Origin of the sequence: Bacillus sp. AR4-2 (assembly GCF_008274865.1) — a bacterium.
In the GTDB taxonomy this organism is placed as follows: Bacteria; Bacillota; Bacilli; order Bacillales; family Bacillaceae_G; genus Bacillus_A; species Bacillus_A cereus.
On sequence record NZ_CP031062.1, the window covers coordinates 3,251,902 to 3,274,443 of the forward strand.

The window sequence follows — 22,542 nt, forward strand, 5'->3', positions numbered from 1 at the left end:
CCTATTTATAAACATCTGCTGCCAATTCTCTCAAAACATCCACGTTTACTACTTCATAGCATCCATCGTTCTTCTTTATTATCTCTTTATCACAAAAAATATTTAATGTTCGCAACAAATGCCGATAGCTCGTTCCTAACAATTCCGCTATTTCCGTTAAATTCCCACTAAACACAATTCTATTTTCATGCTGAACTGCTCGTTCCCCTGCTGCTAACATGTAACTCGCAAGTCTATTTTCAAGCGGATACAATAAATTAATTGTACTATTTTTTGAAAGTCGATTTAACTTATGTGCTAACGATCCACAAATACATCTTAAAAATTTCGCATCATGAAATAGCTGATTTCTCACTTTTCCTAATGGTAAACCAACACAGTATGAATCTGCCATTACTTGTACATTTGAAGTAATCCTTTGGGAATGAATTAACTCCACATCTCCAAGTAACTGCAAACTATCATAAAAACACAGTAATACGGATTTCCCGTTACTTAATGTGTTAAACGCTTTCGCTTTTCCTTCAACAAAGAAATATAAATAATCTATCTCTTCATTTTCTCTACAAATAAACTCATTCTTTTTAAAAAATATAAGTTCCATATATGGCTTCATATCATGACTAAAAAATGAATCAATATTATTTTTCTTCATATACTCTGCTAATTTAATAGAATTACATACTTTCTTCATAGTTCCCCACCTTTACAACTCATCCTCATTGTAATCAAAATTTTCTTCTTCCACTATGACATATGTCATAACAATACACAATTTCAGCATGATACAGTCATTACAAATATGAAATACAAAGGGGATATTACATTGTATAACTTTCTTTCTGTCTTTATTGGTGTGCTCATCGCCGTTATGCTTCCACTGAATGGGATTTTATCTGAGTTAATTGGCAAGTACACAGCAAGCGTGGTCATTCACCTTGTCGGTTTAATTGCAGTTATTTTCGTTTTAATCTTAAACAAACATAAAATTCATTTCGATAAAGGTATTCCGCTTTTTTTATATAGCGCTGGAGCGATTGGAGTATTCACTGTTCTTTTTAATAATATAAGTTTCTCCGTCCTTGGTGCCTCTATTACGATCGCATTAAGTTTACTCGGCCAATCCATTGCTTCCATCATTATCGATCATTTCGGCTTATTAGGAATGAAAGTTGCAAAGTTTGAAAAGAAAAAACTAGTTGGATTAGTATTCATCTCTTCTGGGATTATTATCATGACAATATATTAATGGGGGCAAAAATATGTTATATATTACGATCGCTATTTTAGCTGGTGTTTCTATCGTCGTTGCTAGAATTATTAACGCGAATTTAGCAAAGGAAATTGGAAACTGGGAAGGCACGTTTTTCAATTATATTACTGGATTATTTTTCTCTATGTTATTTTTAATTTTCAGTTCAGATTCATTGTATATCCCTATTCATAAGTTGCAATCTATTCCTATCGCCGTATACTTAGGCGGATTAGTAGGCGTTATCGTTATTTCATTATCCAACTATATTACTCCTAAAATATCAGCCTTTTATTTAACATTACTCATCTTTATCGGACAATTATTTGCGGGGACTATTATTGATTTCTTCCTGACAAATGAACTCTCAATTGGTAAAGTTATCGGTGGCATTTTCGTATTAATTGGGCTCACTTACAATTTACTCATAGATCGCCCGATAAAAACTGTGAAGCATAACCAAGTTCAACTATAATACTTTACGCTTACCTATCATATATTAATAGAAAAGCTCTTCACACGAAGTAATAGAGAGGAGAAAATCCTATTAAAAAAATTATTTTATTGCTAGGTAGTGTATTGATTATTTGTGGAATTGTATGGTTTATAAACTCGGGAAAATCTATTCAAGATCTCTATACTGCAAATAAACCGAAAAAGAAAGCTACTATTATTTCAAGCTCGCGAGATCCAAATGAGCCTCCTGTTTTTTTAGGTAAACAGGAAATAAAAGATATACATGTCGAATCAATTAAAACAAAACAGGATATCTTTCTCACAAAAACAGATGAATTAAAAACATTTATTAACAGTATGAATACCGCAAAAAAAGGCAAATTAACATTGGATGAAGAAGGATCAGATTTAATAGATTGTGATATGTGGATTACTTTCGAGGATGGAACTTATAAAAAATATTTCATATGGATAGTTGATCATCACAGCAGCGAAGTGATGATTGCTCAGCAAGATACTCCTGATGATGTAAACCTTACGTACTATCAGTTAAACGAAGATAGTTCAAAAAAAGTTTATAATTTATTTAAAAAAATTATTTAAACGAAAAAGTCATGAGCACGCGAACTCATGACTTTTTGCACTATATATACTCAGGGAACACTCTACAACCCTTTTCCTGCTCTATATCATGACCAAAGAAAACAATTGGTTTCTCTTTCGCCACAACTCCTTTTAAACGTTTAATTGAAGATAAAGCTAATTCTGGATCAAATCCTGCGAACGGCACTTCATCTTCAAAATTCTCTTTCGTGTACGATGCATCAATCGTTAATAAAACTGAACCGGATTGCTCCGTCTCAATGAATAGCGACTGATGGCCTGGAGAATGGCCTGGCGTATACAATAATTGAACACCTGGTACCACTTCATAATCCCCTTCAATAATTTTATAGTTCAAATGCGGTAATATACATTCTTTCATATATTCTTCTCTATGAAGTGCTGCCTCATATTCCGTTCGTTGCACAATAATCGGTGTATTTGTAAAAGCACCGTTTCCTCCTGCATGATCAAAATGTAAGTGAGAACTAATAATATATAAAAGGTCGTCCGGCTCATACCCTACACGCTTTAATATATTCACGATTCTATCTTCTTCAGTCATTTTCGGTAAAATCTGTCCTTCAACAAATGTACCGTTAAAAAGCCCTTCATTATTAACTGCACTTTCTGGCATACCTGTATCTACTAAAATAGGACCTTCTTCTGTCTCCAAAAGATAACACCATACCGGCAAGTTTAATAATTTTCCCGGTGTTAACGTACTGTTAACAGACGAATGATCCAACATACAACGACCTGCTGGGATGAAATAAAGTTTCTTTACTGTCATTATGTATCCACCTTTACATTTAGTTTGGGATAAAGTAATACAGTAAAAAATTCTTCTTTTTAGAAATAAACTCCTTCTAGACTATCAGTACAGCTTACATAAAAATGAAACATTAACACCGATTAACGCTGAAAACTTAATGAAAGTACATGCACTACTTGAAACCGGGCACACCATTGGGAAAATCGTATTAGAGAAATTTTAATCATGATAGTGACAGATAGTATGTAAAATTATATTAACGATTTTTCGAATATATCTATCATAACGTACAATATATCAACGATTTTTCAAATATATCTATCATAACGTACAATATATCAACGATTTTTCAAATATATCTATCATAACGTACAATATATCAACGATTTTTCAAATATATCTATCATAAATCAAATTATATCGATTTATCGACAAATAACAACAATAAGAAAAGGCTGTTCCAGATGAACAGCCTTTTCTTTATTTACTTGAAATCTCTTTATTATTTTGAACGTCTAACGGAGCTCGCTTTCCTATTCCGAAAGCATAGAAACTAATTGTAACGATAGCTAAGAAAATAATACCTACAACTAATGAAATACGAGTATCATCGTTAAACCACATTCCGATTAATACCATAATTAAAAAGGCAATCGTTAAATAGTTTGTTACAGGAGCAAATGGCATTTTGAACGGATGATCTTTCATCTCTGCTCCCTTTTCTTTTCTAAAATTAATTTGACTAATTAAAATGACAAACCATGGTACCATTCCAGGAAGTACACTCGCACTATATACATATACGAATAAGTTTTTCGGTGCGATGTAACTTAAAACAACACCAACCGCCAGACCGATAATTACGCCAACTGTACCAAATAAAGGTACACCATTTCCAGAAAGTTTCGTGAAATATTTCGGTGCCTGTCCATTTACACCTAACGTATAAAGCATACGACCAGCACTATAAATACCACTATTACAACCAGACATTGCTGCTGTAATTACAACGAAGTTAATAAGTCCAGCAGCTGCCGTAATACCAACTTTCGCAAAAGTTGCTACGAACGGACTACCAATTGTACTTAATTGATCCCACGGATACACAGTTACAATAACGAAAATAGCACCAATATAGAAAATTAAGATACGCCAAATTGTACTTTGAATCGCTCTTGTAAGTGTCTTCTTTGGATCCTTCGCTTCACCAGCAGTAATACCGATTAATTCCACACCTTGGTATGCACCAACTACAAGTGATAAAGCAAAGAAGAATCCTGAGAAACCACCTGTAAAGAAACCGCCATTTGACCAAAGATTAGATATGCCAATCGCTTCTCCACCGTTACCAATTCCAAAGAAAATAAGGCCAAATCCTGCAATAATCATTAATAGAATCGTAACGATTTTAATCATCGCAAACCAAAATTCAAATTCACCAAATGACTTAACAGAAATTAAATTAGCTGCACCAAGAATAACCATTGCAATTATACCTGGTATCCAAGCTGGTAAATCTGGGAACCAATATTGCATATACGCTCCAACCGCGATAATTTCTGACATCCCAACGATAACCCACTGGAACCAGTTACTCCACGCTGTCATATAACCAGCTAGTGGATGAATATACTTATGACCGAATGTCGCAAATGAGCCTGTACTTGGCTCCATATACAACATTTCTCCCATGGCACGCATGATGAAGAAGATGAAAATACCTGCAATTGCATAAGCAAGCATTACTGACGGACCTGTCCATTTAATTGTGCTGGCTGACCCCATAAACAAACCAACACCAATCGTTCCGCCTAAAGCAATCATTTGAATATGACGTGCTTCTAAACCTCTTTTCAATTCTTTGTTTGCCACTTCACTTCCCCCTCTTAGATGATTCATAGCCGCATTTTAACACAAGATGCTTTCCCCTAATTCCTTTCGGCCCTGAAAATGATGAAGCAAACGTCATTTTACACTAGCTTTAAAGCTATCCTAAAATCGTTTTGCGCTCCTAATAAAATTCTCAAAACCTTTCATCTTCCAATATTCTATAAATCTTAAAATTACTTACCTTATATTAATTCATTAATCTGAAAAATTCAATTATTTTTTCAATAAATTATTATACATAAGTCTGATTAATTTTTAACTAAATTAACAATAAAATACATCTATTCAATATGATTCCGGCATGTATATTATTACAATATAAATAACCGAGGAGAGTATTTCTTCCTCGGTTTCATATCTCAAATACTTCAACCTTTATAGTTAATAACGTAATTCCCCACACATTCGATTTATATACCAATGAGAAATTTAATATATTAATAAACTACTAACTTCTTTACCCCAGCCAAAATATAAAAGAGTCTCATTAAAAAATGAGACTCTTTTACAATTTCATATTTAAATCGATTTCGAAGTTTGCTTACCAAAGATAAATACCCTAGTAAACACTACCATTATAACTACAATAACCAGAAAATAAAGTGGCATCACTAGTAACGAGCCTGTATGCAGCTGACTCATTCCCAAAATTGTCATCGTTACAATTACATAGTACCCTAAACTAAACAATGCACCTGCTGTACCAATGACATCTTGAAAATCTACTAACGCTAAACTTAAACAGTTAGGTAACGCTACTCCAATCCCTAATAACAATATAAACATTGCTATTAAAAATACAACCATATATATTACATTCGGATTTAATCCAATAAACGTAATAACAGATAAAAGGATAGCTCCCCCTGTCATTACGAGACAACCGATATATATAATTTTCTCTGGTTTATAAGTAGCAAGTAAACGTTTTGAAATTTTCGCTCCAACAATAGAAGCAGATGCAACAACAATTCCTAGAAATCCATACATACTAGGCGATAATTGAAAATATTCAATAAAGATAAACGGCGCTTCTGCATAATAGCTAAATAAAACACCATTTGCTCCTCCAATTAACAGCCCATATGTTACCACTTTCGGATTTGTAATTAACCTCTTCGAGACTGAAAATACATTTATTTTATTCGTTACTGAGACCGTTTTTGTTTCAGGGAGAGAAACAAACGTATACAGAAAAATACCGATACTCATAACTACTAAACTTAAAAATACTATTTTAAATCCAAACATTTGATCAAGAAAGCCACCAATTAACGGTCCTATCGCTGGTGTAAAAGCAATGACTGCCGAGATTTGAGCAAACATAACATGCCGCTTATGCCCTTCTACACTTTCCCGAAGAATCGTTTGTGTAACCACGGATCCTGCACTTGCTCCAAACGCTTGAATAAAACGACTTATCAATAAAACTTCAATGGAACTTGCAATATAGCATAAGAAACTCCCAGCGCCATATACGACAATTCCAAGTAACATCGCCCGGCGACGACCAATTATATCTGATAACCACCCAATAAAAAATACACCTAACGCAAAACCAGCAAAATACACACTAAGTGTTAACTGCACCTCATTATTACTTACATGTAACGCCTTTGAAATGTCTGGTAAAGACGGTGTGTAAATCGTTTCACTAATTTGCGGAAATGCGACAAGAACAATCATTAACAAAAGTGATGGTACTGAGACTTTTTTCATTTTTCATACCCTCCTATAACTTTGAAAATCTCAGAAATAAAAAGACTTTCCTTAGCTACGGAACAGGAGGGGCCATGATAGAAATCCGTTCATAAAACAACAAAGAAAACACCTCAATTACGTATGTTAATACTTATAGGAGGGTAATATTAACATCGATTTTTAAATATACTTTTTCAATTATATTACATTCTGCGTTTCTTTTACTAGTGCTCGGCCTTGGAGAATTGTTAAAAAGATAACTTGATGCATTCACCTTTTTGTGGAATAATTAGAAATAGTTTGAATTCGTAAGTTTAATTATTAAACGATAGACTAGCATATTTTAATGTCACAAGCTTACAAACTGGAGGCCTTTCGTAATGATTGAAATTTTAAGGACAGTAGTAAACTTTCTACTTTCTCTATTCTCAGGAGAATTACCATTTGTATATTATGTATGGATTATTACCCTATTCCTAATTCAAATAACCCAATCTACTCTAAACTATAAACTCTTTAACAAGAAAGGCAATTTCAGCACTTATATATCGGAAGGATTACTTGCTTTTATTATTTTATTGTTTGGAGGAATATTAGTATCTAAGTTACTTGCTTACATAATAGACGATCCTACTATTAGTATGACGAATTTAACACATTATTTTGTTTCTCTTATCATATTAACTATATTTGTCGTAATAACCTGTGTTAAAGACTTTATAGAGACATCTATAAAGAATAAAAATATATCTCTTTTGAGCTTTTTAGTAATTTCCTTAATAACAAGCATACTTTCATTCAAGTTTTTATCACCCTTAATTGAAGGTTCTTTTTCTCTTTCTAAATCTTTTATAACTACTTTAATCATTCTTGTAACTATATCAATCCCTCTATTAATTTCCTTAGAGGATAAGTATGCAGATGAAAAGGAAACGGAAAATTTATAGCTTCTCATTTACATAAAAGAAAGAGGGAGCTCCCCTCTTTCTTTTAAATCATCCCTTTTAATATCAATCCTAAAACTGACATTATTATCGCACTAATAATAATTCGCAAAATCCAAGTTGTGTTTGTACTTATTTTTTCTAATTGCTTATTGATTGTTGCTATATCTTTCTCATTAATAGTAGTACGCGTTTCTAAAGCACGAATATCTCTCATAATTTCTTTTTGCTCCGCCTTGAGACTGTCAATTTTAGCGTAAACATCTTCCATATATTCACACCCTCTGTTCATCTTAATAGAAAAATCTATATATATTATGAGACAACCCTCTTACCTGTGAATACATTGCGTATATCCGCGTACCAAATTATTTGTACAATCTAATTGAATTATTCACATGTTTCCTATCTTCTATATAAATCAGCGTTAAGATAAATTAAAAAAGGAATCCCTTGTTTATTTAACAACAAACAAGGTGCAATCCAACATTCGGGAGCACCTACGATAATTTCTATTGTTTTCATATTTACAACTCCATATAATCAGTATGATTTTCTGAAGAAGCCACTTTTTGAACTGCTTAAAGTATACTAATATGAATACGAAATAGCTGTATTGATAAACTCTCTAGAACAATAAATATACTGGCTGAAACGGATCTATATCCAATATTTTTTCCAGTAACATGAATGGTTATTTCTGATAAATACGTTTGTATATCATTGTTTTCAAAAATTTCATCCTCAACCTTTACAATATCTGCTTCACAATCTACTTCTTTAAAAGTTTTCAATAATTTTGTTTCCAATAAACTACAATCAAAGCTCTCATCTTTTATTACGGCAAATTTAACCTTCATATCGATTTCCCCATTTTTAACAAACTAAAATCACTAAATCAATATAAATATATATTATTCTATTAAATAATTCAAAATATATGTTTCTTATAAACCATTACTAAATCCCAGTTCTAAGGCTTTATATAAAAAAGAAAACAAATAAAGTGAAACTTTAATCAGCCCTCACCAATCGGACTTTTACAAGATTAGAAAATTACTCTTTCAATTGCTAAACTAATTAATATATAATCCCTCTGTGCTCAGTAGTTCGAAATTTTTTTATTTTTAATTCATAGATTCTGAGAACTTTTTGCTTTAATATTAACAAGTCACTTCTTAAATTCTGTAATATTGGAAATAACTATATAGTGAAACAAATTAACTATTAGGAGTGCTATTGATGTTTGATATACTTCGTCTCTTAATTATTTTTTTCATTGCTATCTTTTTATTTTTCTCCATAATAATGGAGTTTAAAAAACCTCAAAAAAGTGTATTTTGGTTTTCAATTGAAGTCTTATCTCTTCTAGGGATTATAATGCTTTTTAAAGATTTTTTATCCAAAATATAACTTAATCCACGAATAATAACGTGTTTCAAATACAATACCTTTATCTTTTGAACGACCTTATCTCTTCTTAAAGATTCTTGTTTTTATCCTATTTCTTAACAAGATCTCTACCTTAAGTTGTCTTTTCTTTATAAAAAATAGCCCGCCTATTTCTGTAGGCGGACTATATCTTTATTACACCATACAAAAGTATAATTTCTTCTCCACTCAAACTTTATGTAATGATACAAATTCTAAATAAATTATTATCTTTTCTATATTCTTATTATTGATTTTTTGTTCATAAATTCGTAACACATATATATGAGTTATCATGCTAAAATTAGTTTATTCAAAAGAAATTATTCTTAATGAATCGATAATTTTTAATACCCTGTTTAAAGCCTCGCCCCCCTGCGAGGCTTTTTCCTATTTAACTAGAGTAATGGTTATCAACGGTTACTCCGCTGCTACGGATTCTACTTTTAGCTATTCAGTATCAGCACACGTAAAATTCTTTCCTCCATCATTTGATTTACAAACTGTATTTATCGATTTTTCGGTTATTTTTTCACTTTCATTAGAAACTTGATCTAAATTCATTCGATATACTTGTTCCGGATTTTCTTTTGAATTTCCTTCAATATGAATTGTACGATTGAACATCTCAGCCGTGAAGCTGCTAGATGTATTTATCATTTTTACTCCATTATTTTCACCTACATAGCGTTCAACTACTCTTTCGGCTTCTTTAAGTTGTTGAGATGTAGGATACGGTATAGATTCCGCTAAAATAACTACACCTACTAAATATGTAATATACAAACCACCTGCAATCAAGATAACTTTCTTTACTGTTTTATTAATCATGCTCTAACTCCCTTTTCTTATTTCACTATTAAAATATATAATTTTTCTAATTTACATCAACTTCTTTTTAATACATAACATTCGTTTTACATTTTATAAAAAGCACCTCTCTTACTAATTTTCAATTTGATAATATCATTTTATTTATCGTTTTTCAATAAATAATTATTATTAAACGTTTTATTTTTACTGTTTTTATTTTTGATTCAATTTAAAAACAAGTGACTTATTTAAGTCCACTACATCATCAGCAAGTTTGAAAATTTGTTAATTATTAAAATAAAAAAGAGCAATTATATGTAAATCCCCCTCGTTATACCTATGTAGGTCAGTAGTTTAGCTTCAGCACTCACTCTATTTGAGAATACTTTACCAAATATTCGATCTAATGATAAAATTGACCAAATTAATATTTTCGCCCATCACTGTATCAAAAAGTACAATAAAGTAAGACTTTAATCGGTGGGGGTTTTGTTCCCCCCCACTGATTATTAGCCCTCACCTAATGTCTTTGCTTCCGCTGAATTTTGAGGTGAGGGTCTTACTGCCTGGAAAATAGCGGGATAAAGAAAAAATAGCACTCTCACGATTAAGTAAACGCGAGCTTTTTCTTCTATCTACTTACTATTTAAGGTTAATAGTTTAGTAACAAGATTTAAAAATTCGACTTAAATTCATTGATGAATGGAGAGGTTTATATGAAATTAAAAGACAAAGTGGCAATCATAACTGGTGGTGCAAGTGGAATTGGCGAATCTACTGTTCGTCTTTTTATCGAAGAAGGTGCAAAAGTAGTTATTGCTGACTTTTCTGAACGTGGAAAAGAACTATCAGATGAATTGAATGCACATGGATATAATACGTTATTTATTAAAACTGATGTAACAAAAGAGGCAGATATTAAACAGCTAATTCATGAGACAGTAAGTACATACGGTAAATTAGATATTATGTATGCCAATGCCGGCGTTGCTGATGATGCACCGGCAAACGAATTATCCTATGAAAAATGGAAAAGAACTATTGATATTAATTTGTCTGGGGTATTCCTTTCTGATAAATATTCGATTGAACAATTTCTTAAACAAGGTACAGGTGGTGTCATCGTTAACGCTGGTTCGATTCATAGTTTTGTTTCATTACCTACCCCAACAGCATACTCCTCTGCAAAAGGTGGTGTGAAACTATTAACTCAAAATTTATGTACTGCCTACGCTAAATATGGAATACGTATTAATGCGGTGTGCCCTGGTTATATTGACACCCCTTTACTGGGCAGTGTTAATCCTCAACAGAAAGAATATTTAACTTCACTTCATCCGCAAGGCAGACTTGGAACACCAGAAGAAGTCGCTAAAGCTGTCTTATTTTTAGCAAGTGATGATGCTAGTTTTGTTAACGGTACAACACTTCTTGTTGATGGAGGCTATACTGCACGTTAATTTAAAAATTTTGAAGCACCCTAAAAAATGTATAGTCTTCAACAAGAAAAAGCGCCATCACAAGTGACGGCGCTTTTTCTATGTAAGAGCAACTAGAAGGTATCCTTCTAGCCTACTCCCATTTATAAGTCCAAAACTGTTCAAGTTGCAGCCATTTTAATGTTGCTGCATCCTTGTTTTTTATTTTTGCATGCGTGTCTTCAAGCATTGCTTCTGTTTGTGAACGGTGCGCACCTAATGCAGTTAATTTATGATCAAATACTTCACTAATGTTATTTACAACATCCGGTTCTCCTAATACTGCTTCACGATTTTTCGTAATCGCAACAGCATGAATAACTGGGCGCTCTTCTTTTGGCATACGTGATACAGCGCGAACGACAGCGCGGCCAAATGCATTATGATCTGGATGTACACCGTGCTCTGGATAAAATGTAATAATTCGAGATGGATTTACTTCTTGAATGATTGCTTCAATTTTGTCAGCAACGAAATCAACATCTTCAAATTCTAACGTTTTATCATGGAAGCCAAGCATTCTTAAATCTTTAATACCCATCGCTTCACAAGCATCTTTCAATTCTTTCTTACGGATATGTGGAATCGTTTCACGGTTAGCGAATACGTTCTTACCCATGTTACGTCCCATTTGTCCTAGAGTACCACATGCATATGTTACAGGTACTCCTTGATCTGTTAATAAGCGAATTGTTCCTCCCGCAGCATATGCTTCATCATCTGGATGCGGAAATACAACAAGTACATGTCTCTCCATAAGTTTCCCTCCTTCTTACTTAAATGGTGTTAAGCTTAACTCAAGTGCAACTGCTAGACGACCTAAATTATCATGTCCAGCTAATAATAAACGCTCTTGATCGTCTACTTCCCAGTGCGTAATACCTTCAGCATATACCCAACCGTGATCCATTTTCAGACCAACTCGGTATGGATTTGTTCCAGTTATCTTCCCGCGTTCAAAACGGATAATCGCATTTCGAATGAAAGCACCAACTGTCATCATCTTTTCATTTATGTGTGATGCATACGCTCCGTTTGTCGTTTCTAAATGAATATATACATCTTTATTTACAAAACGTTCAATTTCATTTTGAATAAGAGAACTATCTTTTACTATTTCCATCGGAATTCACCTCTTTAAACCATTTTACGCAAAAATAATGTAAATTGCTATCTCTATATTAGAGGACAACGCTCACTTTTCCTAATAATTTGCACTGTGTTTTTTATATTTTTTATATGATATGTAAAAAATACATTTTTTCCTTCACTTTGTTAAATAGTTTTCTTTCTTTTTTGAATTTGCTACAATATATTTTATCCCGTATTATTGCAGCGAGATACATTTCGACAATTGAATACATAATTTAAAGAAGGTGACATGATTGGAACAGTCAGCACATGAAGTAGCAAATTGGCAATATTATTTTGCAATTGCCGTATTTTTAATCACGTACGGATTTATTATTTCTGAGAAATTGAATCGTGCTGTAATCGCACTATTCGGTGCTGCTATTATGATTATTTTTGGAGTTGTAGATTTACATACTGCTTTCACATCACATATTCAATGGGAAACGATTACCCTTTTAATTGGGATGATGATTCTCGTACATATTACGAGTCAATCAGGCGTCTTTGAATTTGTGGCCATTAAAGCGGCAAAAGCAGCTGGCGGAAAACCGATTCGCATTTTATTATTACTATCCCTATTAACTGCCGTCGGATCAGCATTTTTGGACAATGTAACGACTGTTTTATTAATCGTTCCTGTTACATTATCCATTACACGTATTTTAAAAGTAAATCCTGTACCTTATTTGATTTCAGAAGTGCTGTTTTCAAATATAGGCGGAACAGCAACATTAATCGGTGATCCACCTAATATTATGATTGGATCAGCAAACAAGCATTTAGACTTTAACGCCTTTTTAATTAACTTAGCTCCAATCGTAATTATTATTTCTATCGTGACACTTGGCATTATTTACTTCATGTATCGTAACAAACTAAAAACAACACCTGAACAAATCGAAAAACTAATGGCATTAAACGAAAAAGATTACATTAAAGATCAAAGCCTCCTTTTAAAATCTATTTCGATTTTAGGACTCACTATTTTAGGCTTCGTACTTCATTCGATTATTCATGTAGACGCTGCCGTTATAGCGATGACAGGCGCTACACTTCTTATGTTAATCGGCGTGAAAGAACATGATATTGAAGATGTATTTGCCCACGTTGAATGGGTAACCATTTTCTTCTTCGCCGGACTATTCGTTCTCGTTGGCGGGTTAATTGATATCGGACTTATCTCTTCACTTGCAAAAGAAGTAATCGACGTAACAAACGGTGACATCGGATTCGCAGCTATACTTATTTTATGGGTATCTGGCATCGCATCTGCGACAATCGACAACATCCCTTTTGTCGCTACGATGATTCCTCTTATTCAAGACTTAGCTACAGGACTCGGACTATCTGTCGATTCTCCGCAAATCGAAGTACTATGGTGGGCGTTATCTCTTGGAGCTTGCTTAGGAGGAAATGGAACGCTAATCGGAGCATCTGCAAACGTAGTCGTTGCTGGTATTGCAAAACGTGAAGGACATGGCTTCTCTTATATGGACTTCTTAAAAATTGGTTTACCATTAACTATTGTTGCACTCTTGTTATCACATGCTTATATATATTTACGTTATTTAATGTAAAAGTTGTATTGCATGACATTATATCGTCAAATACAAAAGGTTTGCAGCATCGTGCTGCAAACCTTTTTTCATCACCAAAATATACCGATAATTGCTAAACCACCTAAAATCATACCACCAATTTGTCCGATAATTGTTGGTGATAATTGAACACCTTTTCTCACTTCAACAACTGGTCTTTCGTGCCTTAGTTGCTGCACTTCACTTTGAAGTTGGTGCACACTTCCGTGTAACTCTTTAATAAGTTCTTTTAATTCGGCGACCTCTTCATTTACTGGTTTTTCCTTTTCTAAATTCATTTTGCATGACTCCTTATAAATTCAATCAGCACACTGTAAATTTTCGCCAATTACCATTATATCTCCTGCATACTACATATATAATTTCGAATGTACTTTCTAAACTTGCCGCTCTATCCATTCATCCCGCAATATCCCCATAATGATACGGTCAAAACACTTCCCATCTCTTTGAACCGCTTCTCTCATACAGCCTTCCATTTCAAAACCCATCTTTTTATACAATGCAATGGCAGGTTTATTATACGAAATAACATCGAGACCGATGCGGTGTAAATTCAATTCATAGAAAGCATACTTTAGAATAAGATGTATTGCTTCTTTCCCATATCCTTTTCCTCTATCATTCGCATCTCCTATACCAATGGCTAATAAACCTGTTCTGTTATTCCACTCTATACCATGAATCGCCACAAAACCAATTAAGCGATCTTCTTGAACTGTCCTTACCATGAAAGAAACACTATTCGATCTCCGTCCTTTTAATAACCCATCACTTGCTATTTCATTTAAAGATTGCGGGAATGCTACATCTGTATCAACATTTCTTAAATACTCACTATCTTCTTGCCACATAGCCATTACTTCAGCATCTGTTTCTCTCATAGCTGATAATTTAATCGTTTTATTTCGAAAAAGATTCATTGTCATTTCAAACTCCCCCTTTTAAATAACAGGGATACTTATTTTAGCCTATTTATCCCCTTGTTCCATAAACTGTTTCATAAACGGGATACTTACAATAAGCACTGACATTGGCACATCTCCTCCATATTGAATTAACTTCATTGTATAATTTTTTATTTATTCTAACAATAATAGAAAGGCCCTTCAAATTTAGAGGGCCTTTCCTAATAACAAAACTATATTATTTCGTAAACATTTTCTCCGCTTCATCCATTGCCATTTTGTTTCCTAAAGCAGAATAGTCAAGCCATGGTTGATCATTGATAATGTATACATGCTTGCCTTTAACTGCTTTTAAGTCTTTCCAAATTGGCGTTTCTTGAAGTTGTTTAAATGCTGCTTTTGCTTTATCATCTCTATTTACAACAACGAAAATCGCATCTGCATCAAAGTCAGGTAATACTTCTTGTGAAATGACTTCGAAAGGGCGGTTTCCATCAATTTTCTCTACACCATTTGCAGGCTGTAACTCTAAGTCTTGGAATAAAATTGGTCCCATCGGTCTTTTCGTACTAAATACACGCAATTCTTTTGCAGTAACGCGAATTGCCATTACTTTTTCGTTATTACCTAGCTCTTTATCTATTAAACCTTTTACTCGTTTTGATTGCTCTTCGTAATCTAGAATATATTTATCTGCTTCTTTCTCACGGTTTACAAGTTTACCAACTTGTTTTAAATGCTCTCTCCACGTACCTTCATCTAAATTGAAAGAATGTGTTTTTGCAATTTTTTCGTATTTCGCTACATCTTTACCAGCATATTTTTCATCAACATAAATGTCAGTTGGCTTTAATTGAAGTAACGCTTCCATATTCGGATCTGTTACAACACCAAGCTTCTTCGTATCTTTCAACTTCTCTTTAGCGTGCGGTAAGAAATCTTTTAAATCTCCACCAATAACAGAACCTACTGGTGTAATTCCTAATGCAAGTAAATCATTTGTTAAATGAATAGACATTGAAGCAATTTTTGGATCATTACTTTTTTCCGTTTTTTTCGTTGCCTCTTCATTAGCTTTCGTTTGACCACATGCTGCTAATACTAAAATACACATCATGCTAAATAAAATAGTAAGTTTCTTTTTCATATGTTCTCCTCTTTGAAGTATTTATTTTGTTTTTGTAAGTAAATAAAGAAAATACGGTGCTCCTAAAGCTGCCACTACTACACCAGCCGGAATAGAGTTTGGCTCAAATATAGAACGACCTATCGTATCTGCTAGCACTAAAATAATCATTCCGATAATGCCAGCTAAAGGAAGAAAGTGTTGATATGTAGTACCTACTAACTTCCTTGCGATATGCGGAGCAACTAAACCGATAAAACCAATTCCTCCTGCCATCGATACACTTGTGCAAGATAATCCAACCGCTGTAGCTAAAAGTAATAACCGTTCTTTTTGAACAGAAACACCAAGTCCTGCTGCTACACTATCACCTAGTGACAATGCATTTAACGTTTTAGATTTTAGCCACGCATAAGGGGTTAGTATGAAAATCCAAGGTAATAATGCAAAGACATGAATCCAATCCCTTCCCCACACGTTACCAACTAGCCATCTAGAAGCGAATGTATACGTCTCATCATTTAACTTGAGAGAGAAAAATAACGAAATTGCACTAAAGCCAGCTGAAACTGCAATACCAACGAGAATAAGTCTAATGGGAAGTAAACCTTTTGACCGATCACTCGCAAGTAAAATAATAAGAAATGCAGCTAATACTCCTCCGCCAAATGTAAATAACGGTATTAAAATGGATGCACTCTCATTAATAGAATGAAAGAGAGTAACAAATACGATAAGACCGAAAGATGCACCTGAATGCAACCCTAAAATCCCAGGATCTGCAAGTGTATTACGTGATAACCCTTGCAAAATCGCACCGGAAATACCAAGACCAATACCGGCTAACATCGTGATTATTATTCTTGGCATACGATAATCATATAGCACGGTTGCACTCTCAAAATCACCATAACCCAAAAGTGTTTCAATTACTCTAAGTGGTGCTATACTCAGTGTCCCTGTATTTAAACTAATTAAAATTACAGCGATACTTATACATCCGAAGATTGTAGTTACAGTAATAGCTCTCTTTTTATCCGTGTTAAAAAGATCTTTCACTTATAACTCCCTCCCAACTTTACGTGCTATATAGAGGAAGAACGGAACTCCAACAAGAGCTACCATAATCCCTATCGCAAGTTCCTTAGGAGGATTTACTGTTCTTGCCCCTAAATCAGCTACAACTAATAACATAGCTCCTAATAATGCTGCCATAGGAATAATGAGTCTATAATTAACACCAACTAATTTTCTAGCAATGTGTGGGATAACTAGTCCCACAAATCCAATAGAACCAACAGCTGAAACAGAAACACCTGCCAGAATAACTACTATAATCATCCCTAGTATTCTCGTTCGGTTCGTTTTCACTCCTAAATTTGTAGCAACATCATCCCCCATTGATATGAGTGAAATAGATTTCCCTAACACTATTGCAAAAATAATCGTTATAAGAATAATAGGGACTAAAAATTTCAAGTGTTCCCACTTAACCCCTGCAACACCACCAGCATACCAAAACGCTAAATCTTGGCTTAAATCATAATAAATCGCAACACCTGAACTTAATGAATGTAAAAGCGCTGCCATAACAGCTCCAGCAATCGTTAACCTCATTGGTGTTAACCCACCTGATGTTGCTGATCCAATAACAAAAATAAGTACTGTACTTAAGACTGCTCCAATAAAGGAAACAATCATTAAATAGGAATACGGCATATGCGGAAAAAAAGCAAAACTAAGTGCTACTACAAACATCGCACCTGCATTTATTCCGAGTACACCTGCATCAGCTAAAGGGTTTCGTGTTACACCTTGCATAACAGCACCAGCAACCGCAAAAGCTGCCCCTACAACTGCTGCTCCAATTACTCTCGGGAGCCTTAATTCATAAATAATTTGGTGCTGTGTTAATTTCGGATCGTAATTCAAAACCGCTGCCCACACCGTTTGTAAATGAATATCCTTTGCACCAAATGAAATGGCTAAAAATATAGATCCAATTAAACATAAAATTGTTAAGCTCATGAAACATATGAACTTAATATGTATCCAGCGGTTACTACCAGCATGTACAGTAGACTTATGTAACATGTTTCATTTCATCCTTTATATTCAGTTGTTTTTTATAATTATTTTTTATTTGTAATTATTATTGATAATAATTATCATTTTCATTTAGATATTATATCCCCACTTTTTTTAAATAGCAAACTATTTTTTCACTTCGCTAAATATTAAAATACTCATTACAATTCCCTTCCAAGACTTACAAATACACGCAAAATAGACTACTGAATTATTTTTTAAATTGTAGTATACTTATTAATTATTTTGATTTTTCTAATAAAAACCCCAAAGGTGACACAATGTTCTATATAAAACAACTACTACACTTCACTTACGAGCAAGCATTATCTTGCTTATTCCCAGTCGTTATTTTCTTAACACTAGCCCTTTCAAAAATCGTTTCTATTCCAGGGTTATATCGCTATGATTTCATACTCATCGCATGTCTTCTTATGCAGTGGATTATGTACAAGACTGGACTTGAGACGAAAGACGAATTAAAAGTAATTACTGTCTTTCACCTCATCGGCCTTTTACTAGAAATATATAAAGTTCATTTCGGTTCATGGAGTTATCCTGAAGAGGCGTATTCAAAGATTTTTGGAGTTCCGCTTTACAGCGGCTTTATGTACGCAAGTGTCGCAAGTTACATATGTCAAGCGTGGAGAAGGTTGCATTTACAAATGCATTATTGGCCGAAAGCTATTTTTACCGTGCCATTAGGAGCAATGATTTACTTCAATTTTTTTACGCATCATTTTCTATACGATTTTAGATGGTTCTTAACTTTACTTCTATTCATCGTTTTCTTTCAGACATTTGTGGAATTTTCATTACGAGGCGTTACATATAAAATACCACTCGTTCTCTCCTTTTTCCTTATCGGATTTTTCATTTGGATTGCAGAGAACATCGCAACATTTTTCGGTGCATGGCAATATCCAAATCAACGGGAAGCATGGAACCTCGTTCACTTAAGCAAAATTAGCTCATGGTTTTTATTAGTTGTTATTAGCATTATGATTGTCACGCAGCTCAAACATTTGAAGGAATCAAAAAGATAATGCTGATTATGTAAAATCAATTAGCCCATCACTCATTAGAGAGTGATGGGCTTTTTTTAGTAATATTTTTTAAACCGACCTTATCAAAGGAGTTATAATTTACAAGAGCATAAGCAGTTGCACATTATGAACCACTACTAGCAGAAGATGTTGCTGCAGATGAAGCAGCAATCGTTGCCATCATGGCTGCCTGTTGTGCTTGTATGAGGACTTCTATCATTGTTTGTAAACCTGTGTTGGTAGCTTTACTTTCCTCACCTTTCTGACTTACGAACAGTTGAATAGCAATAAGAATATTTGTATCTGTATGCCAACGGAACAATTTATCCCCCTGCAATTTTTCAATAAATGCTCGAATAGAATGAATCTCTTTTTCTCCGTCCTCGAGTAACGCTAGTAGCCCAATAGCTGGGTAATGCATCTGTTTTACTTTTACCTTTTCTTGCTTTAACAAATTCCATATGTTTGTGCATTTTGCAACTAATAGTTCTTCCCTGACCTCCTTCTTTAGTGAAAGAATATGACTCAAAAATTGAAGATCATTCCCTTTACGCAAACCAGCTGTCGCTAGTTTCTGATAAAGACGTTCCACTCGGTCCATAAGTGTTTCTACATGCTCTGATTGTCCTGCTAATAAAACTGCGAGCGGATAATCATTTGTACTTGTAAGAAAGAGATGATTCTTTTTCATGCGTTTATATACTTGCATCGAACGCTGAATGTGCGCGCCATGCTGTTCATCTTCTTCTGTCAAAAGCACAGCTGCTGCGAGATAAGTAAATATACTCCGGCTAAAGCCACCAGTGACCAATTGTTCATATAAATCTAAAAACGTCCGAAAAGCTTTCTTGTAATCTGTAAAGTGAATATCTAATGTTGCGGCCACTACAAAACGATGATAAGACTTTAAGTATGAAAACATCCCTACCTGATTCTTAATATAACTACTAATTTCTAAAAAACGTCCGAGATTAAACAATTTATCACTACCTGCATACATAGCAGCAATCATCATTCCTGTTCGAGAATCACTCGTTTTCCATTTTAGTTCTCCCTTTAACTGTACATATGTATGTTTATATTGCTCCAACTTTTGCTCTAATGTAATCATAGTATTCACTCCTATTTCTAGTTCTTCTCTATCATTATACGTATATTCCATATTTAGGAATACTATAATTAATAATCACAACATAAAAAATTATAAAATTCTCTAATCCTTCAAGAAGTTATACAAAAAAGGTAGATAATAATTTATCTACCTTTTTTGTATATATTATTTAACATTACAACTGTATTGCTTGTTATATGCAATTAAGACTAAAGAGCTTTAATAATACGTTCCATCGCCTTCATTTGCCCAATATGATCAGCTTCATGATAAAGCATCATACCGTAAAGCTCCCCTACTGTTTCCAATCCTAGGAATGGCTCTGGCAGTTTATTTTCAAATGCTTCTGCTGGAATTTCGTTAATACGTTTTGCTTGTTCTTTTAATTGAGCCGTTAACACTTCTAACGATGGTCCTTCTGTCGTCCATTTAGATGGTCTTGATCCATATCCAAACATACCTGGATATTCAGTTGGCAATTGTTTAAATTCTCTTCCGAACATGAAAGTCTCTGCTGCTGTTAACACGTGTCCAATATGCCAACGAATTGTATTGTTAAAACCCTCTGGCTGCGTATCCACAGTTTTATCATCTAACGTTTCCATAAATTTAAGTAACGCCCCGCGCGTTATTTCAAATTGTTTTAAACCCACTAGTCTATTCATTTTATCGTTCCCCTTCTTGATGTACAATTTATTATGAACTAAGAATGTTCAACTTATTAAAGTTTCACCTTGTTTAATCTATCAGAAACAAATAAGAAATACATCTAATATGCTTATTAAAAATAATAAAAAGGTTCACTCCTCGTAAATATAGAATTACTTACTATGTTAATAAAAGAGGAGTGTACTTGCATGTTACATATTTTAAAACAACAATATAATCTTATTAGTGCTACAAGAGAAACTCTATTTTCGTTTTTGGAAGAAATCCCAGTAGAGAAATTACATAGCACAGTTTCTAATTTCGGAAGCGGTAGCATTATAAAGACTCATATTCATGTAGCCGATTGCTATCGATACTGGCTTGGATCATTCGCATTCAAGCAAAAAAGAGCAGATTTTTCATTTGCTAGCGATTACGAAATTGAGCATGCAGATGTGGAAAAAGTTCGCGCTAGATTTAAGTTAGTAGATGAGACTGTACAACGTTTTTTAGATGAATACAATGACCGTTGGCTCGAAAATATAGCAAATGAAGTGAAATGGCAAAAAGAACCTTGGAGCACAACTCCGCTATGGCTTTTAACTCATACGGAGACGCATGAATTTCACCATAAAGGACAAATTGTATCTATGGCTCGTCACCTTGGATATACTCCTCCTGATACAGACCTTAGTTAATACATTCGTGTTCATTTAAAAGCGGAATGAGCAGCAAGAATAATAGTATGATCAAAAAACTCGTTGATACATTTTGTTGTGTATAAAACTTTTATTATTTGTTTTAGGTATACCATACCATTATAAAATTCATGTAACATCGAATTAAGATTCATATTTTTTATGTAACTCATTGAAGAAAGTTTAAGTATTTATACATTCAATTACTAACTAAAGGAGAAAATTATAATGAGATTAGAGAGCGAAAGAATTTATTTAAGGCCTCTTTGTCAGCTAGATGCTCCTATTATATTAGAAAGTACAATGGATGATGAAATAAGATATATGACTGGAACTAAGTCCACTTTTTCATTGGAGCAAATTACAAAACATATAGATCATATAAATAATGATTCAAGTCGCTATGATTTCGCTATTTGTTTACAAAGTACTGACGAGATGATTGGAGAGTTGTCGATTTTAGATATCGATGAGGAGAACAAAAGAGCAGGATTCAGAATATCAATGATTTCAATAGCATTAACAGGACAAGGCTATGGAACTGAAGCTATTAAAATAGTTTTAAGTTTTACTTTTGAACAACTATCATTAAATCGTTTAGAGTTAGAAGTATTTAGCCATAATTTACGCGGAATTAAAGCTTATGAAAAAGTTGGTTTTGTAAAAGAAGGAACCTTACGTCAATCTTTATTTTATAACGATACATACTCAGATGAAATTATTATGGCCATACTTAAAAGCGATTATATAGACAGACCTTTGTAAATGGATGTACTTAATCTATTAAACAATTTTAAAGAACCTTACCACAATAAAATGCAGTAAGGCTCTTTCTTTTTTTA

25 protein-coding genes are annotated in these 22,542 nt (G+C 33.6%); 9 read left to right on the top strand and 16 right to left on the bottom strand.

Annotated elements, in window-relative coordinates:
* Position 1: 1 nt before the first annotated feature.
* Entirely contained in the window at positions 2–694 is a 693-nt protein-coding gene (yeiL, locus tag DN399_RS16775) for a transcriptional regulator YeiL (RefSeq protein ID WP_000754830.1), read from the bottom strand.
* Between the two features lie 108 nt (positions 695–802).
* Here yeiL and DN399_RS16780 point away from each other — a divergent pair, with 108 nt between their 5' ends.
* The 3 genes from DN399_RS16780 to DN399_RS16790 all read left to right on the top strand — a co-directional run bounded on the left by DN399_RS16780 (position 803) and on the right by DN399_RS16790 (position 2,311).
* Positions 803–1,249, top strand: a complete 447-nt coding sequence (locus DN399_RS16780; RefSeq protein WP_041183997.1) for a DMT family transporter — start codon at positions 803–805, stop codon at positions 1,247–1,249.
* Between the two features lie 13 nt (positions 1,250–1,262).
* Entirely contained in the window at positions 1,263–1,727 is a 465-nt protein-coding gene (locus DN399_RS16785) for a DMT family transporter (RefSeq protein WP_000965811.1), read from the top strand.
* Between the two features lie 89 nt (positions 1,728–1,816).
* Positions 1,817–2,311 carry a YhfM domain-containing protein gene (locus DN399_RS16790; protein WP_000901692.1) on the top strand — a complete coding sequence of 165 codons (495 nt, stop codon included), beginning with the start codon at positions 1,817–1,819 and terminating at the stop codon, positions 2,309–2,311.
* Between the two features lie 40 nt (positions 2,312–2,351).
* Here the strand turns inward: DN399_RS16790 and aiiA are convergent, their stop codons facing one another.
* The 3 genes from aiiA to DN399_RS16810 all read right to left on the bottom strand — a co-directional run bounded on the left by aiiA (position 2,352) and on the right by DN399_RS16810 (position 6,695).
* Entirely contained in the window at positions 2,352–3,104 is a 753-nt protein-coding gene (aiiA, locus tag DN399_RS16795) for a quorum-quenching N-acyl homoserine lactonase AiiA (RefSeq protein ID WP_016123091.1), read from the bottom strand.
* Between the two features lie 462 nt (positions 3,105–3,566).
* The gene (locus DN399_RS16805) at positions 3,567–4,958 is read right to left on the bottom strand and encodes an amino acid permease (RefSeq protein WP_001284404.1); all 1,392 of its coding nucleotides are present in this window, start codon (positions 4,956–4,958) and stop codon (positions 3,567–3,569) included.
* 537 nt (positions 4,959–5,495) lie between these two features.
* Positions 5,496–6,695, bottom strand: coding sequence for a multidrug effflux MFS transporter (locus tag DN399_RS16810; RefSeq protein ID WP_000758017.1), 1,200 nt, complete (start codon positions 6,693–6,695; stop codon positions 5,496–5,498).
* A gap of 362 nt (positions 6,696–7,057) precedes the next feature.
* Here DN399_RS16810 and DN399_RS16815 point away from each other — a divergent pair, with 362 nt between their 5' ends.
* Positions 7,058–7,624 carry a DUF5823 family protein gene (locus DN399_RS16815; RefSeq protein ID WP_000570052.1) on the top strand — a complete coding sequence of 189 codons (567 nt, stop codon included), beginning with the start codon at positions 7,058–7,060 and terminating at the stop codon, positions 7,622–7,624.
* Positions 7,625–7,667: 43 nt separating this feature from the next.
* On the opposite strand, the gene DN399_RS16820 is transcribed toward DN399_RS16815, so the two are convergent.
* The 3 genes from DN399_RS16820 to DN399_RS16835 form a co-directional block, all read right to left on the bottom strand.
* Positions 7,668–7,892, bottom strand: a complete 225-nt coding sequence (locus DN399_RS16820; RefSeq protein ID WP_000390461.1) for a hemolysin XhlA family protein — start codon at positions 7,890–7,892, stop codon at positions 7,668–7,670.
* A 310-nt stretch (positions 7,893–8,202) separates the two neighbouring features.
* Positions 8,203–8,481 carry a hypothetical protein gene (locus tag DN399_RS16825; protein ID WP_000865017.1) on the bottom strand — a complete coding sequence of 93 codons (279 nt, stop codon included), beginning with the start codon at positions 8,479–8,481 and terminating at the stop codon, positions 8,203–8,205.
* Between the two features lie 1,021 nt (positions 8,482–9,502).
* Positions 9,503–9,883, bottom strand: a complete 381-nt coding sequence (locus DN399_RS16835; RefSeq protein ID WP_000608951.1) for a hypothetical protein — start codon at positions 9,881–9,883, stop codon at positions 9,503–9,505.
* Positions 9,884–10,581: 698 nt separating this feature from the next.
* On the opposite strand from DN399_RS16835, the gene DN399_RS16840 reads away from it, so the two are divergent.
* The gene (locus tag DN399_RS16840; protein ID WP_149150124.1) at positions 10,582–11,325 is read left to right on the top strand and encodes an SDR family NAD(P)-dependent oxidoreductase; all 744 of its coding nucleotides are present in this window, start codon (positions 10,582–10,584) and stop codon (positions 11,323–11,325) included.
* 112 nt (positions 11,326–11,437) lie between these two features.
* Here DN399_RS16840 and bshB2 read toward each other — a convergent pair whose 3' ends face one another.
* Both bshB2 and DN399_RS16850 read right to left on the bottom strand, forming a co-directional pair.
* Positions 11,438–12,100 (bottom strand): bacillithiol biosynthesis deacetylase BshB2, encoded by a 663-nt coding sequence (gene bshB2, locus DN399_RS16845; RefSeq protein WP_000439483.1) that lies wholly within the window; start codon positions 12,098–12,100, stop codon positions 11,438–11,440.
* Between the two features lie 15 nt (positions 12,101–12,115).
* Positions 12,116–12,466, bottom strand: coding sequence for a YojF family protein (locus DN399_RS16850; protein WP_000407045.1), 351 nt, complete (start codon positions 12,464–12,466; stop codon positions 12,116–12,118).
* 262 nt (positions 12,467–12,728) lie between these two features.
* Here DN399_RS16850 and DN399_RS16855 point away from each other — a divergent pair, with 262 nt between their 5' ends.
* Entirely contained in the window at positions 12,729–14,054 is a 1,326-nt protein-coding gene (locus DN399_RS16855) for an ArsB/NhaD family transporter (RefSeq protein ID WP_149149838.1), read from the top strand.
* A 71-nt stretch (positions 14,055–14,125) separates the two neighbouring features.
* Here DN399_RS16855 and DN399_RS16860 read toward each other — a convergent pair whose 3' ends face one another.
* From DN399_RS16860 to DN399_RS16880, 5 genes are all read right to left on the bottom strand, one after another.
* On the bottom strand, positions 14,126–14,353 hold the full coding sequence (locus DN399_RS16860; RefSeq protein WP_001047311.1) for a coiled-coil domain-containing protein: 228 nt from the start codon (positions 14,351–14,353) through the stop codon (positions 14,126–14,128).
* Positions 14,354–14,452: 99 nt separating this feature from the next.
* Positions 14,453–15,004, bottom strand: a complete 552-nt coding sequence (locus DN399_RS16865; protein ID WP_000178508.1) for a GNAT family N-acetyltransferase — start codon at positions 15,002–15,004, stop codon at positions 14,453–14,455.
* Between the two features lie 217 nt (positions 15,005–15,221).
* The gene (locus tag DN399_RS16870) at positions 15,222–16,130 is read right to left on the bottom strand and encodes an iron-hydroxamate ABC transporter substrate-binding protein (RefSeq protein WP_149149839.1); all 909 of its coding nucleotides are present in this window, start codon (positions 16,128–16,130) and stop codon (positions 15,222–15,224) included.
* 21 nt (positions 16,131–16,151) lie between these two features.
* Positions 16,152–17,168: a FecCD family ABC transporter permease gene (locus DN399_RS16875; RefSeq protein ID WP_049107846.1), complete on the bottom strand. Its 1,017-nt coding sequence runs from the start codon at positions 17,166–17,168 to the stop codon at positions 16,152–16,154.
* A complete protein-coding gene (locus DN399_RS16880) occupies positions 17,169–18,203 on the bottom strand; it encodes a FecCD family ABC transporter permease (protein ID WP_000902738.1) in 1,035 nt (344 codons plus the stop codon).
* A gap of 275 nt (positions 18,204–18,478) precedes the next feature.
* Between DN399_RS16880 and DN399_RS16885 the strand changes: the two genes are divergently transcribed.
* Positions 18,479–19,243 (top strand): DUF817 domain-containing protein, encoded by a 765-nt coding sequence (locus DN399_RS16885; protein WP_000499387.1) that lies wholly within the window; start codon positions 18,479–18,481, stop codon positions 19,241–19,243.
* Between the two features lie 124 nt (positions 19,244–19,367).
* Here DN399_RS16885 and DN399_RS16890 read toward each other — a convergent pair whose 3' ends face one another.
* Complete coding sequence (locus DN399_RS16890) at positions 19,368–20,405, bottom strand: DUF4003 domain-containing protein (protein ID WP_149149840.1); 1,038 nt, start codon at positions 20,403–20,405, stop codon at positions 19,368–19,370.
* Positions 20,406–20,563: 158 nt separating this feature from the next.
* Positions 20,564–21,019: a DinB family protein gene (locus DN399_RS16895; protein WP_001081123.1), complete on the bottom strand. Its 456-nt coding sequence runs from the start codon at positions 21,017–21,019 to the stop codon at positions 20,564–20,566.
* A 192-nt stretch (positions 21,020–21,211) separates the two neighbouring features.
* On the opposite strand from DN399_RS16895, the gene DN399_RS16900 reads away from it, so the two are divergent.
* Positions 21,212–21,700 (top strand): DinB family protein, encoded by a 489-nt coding sequence (locus DN399_RS16900; protein WP_006925360.1) that lies wholly within the window; start codon positions 21,212–21,214, stop codon positions 21,698–21,700.
* Positions 21,701–21,928: 228 nt separating this feature from the next.
* Positions 21,929–22,465 carry a GNAT family N-acetyltransferase gene (locus tag DN399_RS16905; RefSeq protein WP_149149841.1) on the top strand — a complete coding sequence of 179 codons (537 nt, stop codon included), beginning with the start codon at positions 21,929–21,931 and terminating at the stop codon, positions 22,463–22,465.
* The last annotated feature ends 77 nt before the right edge of the window (positions 22,466–22,542 follow it).

What these genes read in the sequence shown, in the direction of transcription:
- yeiL (WP_000754830.1), bottom strand. Translation starts at nt 694, where the DNA reads ATGAAGAAAGTATGTAATTCTATTAAATTAGCAGAGTATATGAAGAAA.
- DN399_RS16780 (WP_041183997.1), top strand. Translation starts at nt 803, where the DNA reads ATGAAATACAAAGGGGATATTACATTGTATAACTTTCTTTCTGTCTTT.
- DN399_RS16785 (WP_000965811.1), top strand. Translation starts at nt 1,263, where the DNA reads ATGTTATATATTACGATCGCTATTTTAGCTGGTGTTTCTATCGTCGTT.
- aiiA (WP_016123091.1), bottom strand. Translation starts at nt 3,104, where the DNA reads ATGACAGTAAAGAAACTTTATTTCATCCCAGCAGGTCGTTGTATGTTG.
- DN399_RS16810 (WP_000758017.1), bottom strand. Translation starts at nt 6,695, where the DNA reads ATGAAAAAAGTCTCAGTACCATCACTTTTGTTAATGATTGTTCTTGTC.
- DN399_RS16815 (WP_000570052.1), top strand. Translation starts at nt 7,058, where the DNA reads ATGATTGAAATTTTAAGGACAGTAGTAAACTTTCTACTTTCTCTATTC.
- DN399_RS16820 (WP_000390461.1), bottom strand. Translation starts at nt 7,892, where the DNA reads ATGGAAGATGTTTACGCTAAAATTGACAGTCTCAAGGCGGAGCAAAAA.
- DN399_RS16825 (WP_000865017.1), bottom strand. Translation starts at nt 8,481, where the DNA reads ATGAAGGTTAAATTTGCCGTAATAAAAGATGAGAGCTTTGATTGTAGT.
- DN399_RS16835 (WP_000608951.1), bottom strand. Translation starts at nt 9,883, where the DNA reads ATGATTAATAAAACAGTAAAGAAAGTTATCTTGATTGCAGGTGGTTTG.
- DN399_RS16840 (WP_149150124.1), top strand. Translation starts at nt 10,582, where the DNA reads ATGAAATTAAAAGACAAAGTGGCAATCATAACTGGTGGTGCAAGTGGA.
- bshB2 (WP_000439483.1), bottom strand. Translation starts at nt 12,100, where the DNA reads ATGGAGAGACATGTACTTGTTGTATTTCCGCATCCAGATGATGAAGCA.
- DN399_RS16850 (WP_000407045.1), bottom strand. Translation starts at nt 12,466, where the DNA reads ATGGAAATAGTAAAAGATAGTTCTCTTATTCAAAATGAAATTGAACGT.
- DN399_RS16860 (WP_001047311.1), bottom strand. Translation starts at nt 14,353, where the DNA reads ATGAATTTAGAAAAGGAAAAACCAGTAAATGAAGAGGTCGCCGAATTA.
- DN399_RS16865 (WP_000178508.1), bottom strand. Translation starts at nt 15,004, where the DNA reads ATGACAATGAATCTTTTTCGAAATAAAACGATTAAATTATCAGCTATG.
- DN399_RS16870 (WP_149149839.1), bottom strand. Translation starts at nt 16,130, where the DNA reads ATGAAAAAGAAACTTACTATTTTATTTAGCATGATGTGTATTTTAGTA.
- DN399_RS16880 (WP_000902738.1), bottom strand. Translation starts at nt 18,203, where the DNA reads ATGTTACATAAGTCTACTGTACATGCTGGTAGTAACCGCTGGATACAT.
- DN399_RS16885 (WP_000499387.1), top strand. Translation starts at nt 18,479, where the DNA reads ATGTTCTATATAAAACAACTACTACACTTCACTTACGAGCAAGCATTA.
- DN399_RS16890 (WP_149149840.1), bottom strand. Translation starts at nt 20,405, where the DNA reads ATGGAATATACGTATAATGATAGAGAAGAACTAGAAATAGGAGTGAAT.
- DN399_RS16895 (WP_001081123.1), bottom strand. Translation starts at nt 21,019, where the DNA reads ATGAATAGACTAGTGGGTTTAAAACAATTTGAAATAACGCGCGGGGCG.
- DN399_RS16900 (WP_006925360.1), top strand. Translation starts at nt 21,212, where the DNA reads ATGTTACATATTTTAAAACAACAATATAATCTTATTAGTGCTACAAGA.
- DN399_RS16905 (WP_149149841.1), top strand. Translation starts at nt 21,929, where the DNA reads ATGAGATTAGAGAGCGAAAGAATTTATTTAAGGCCTCTTTGTCAGCTA.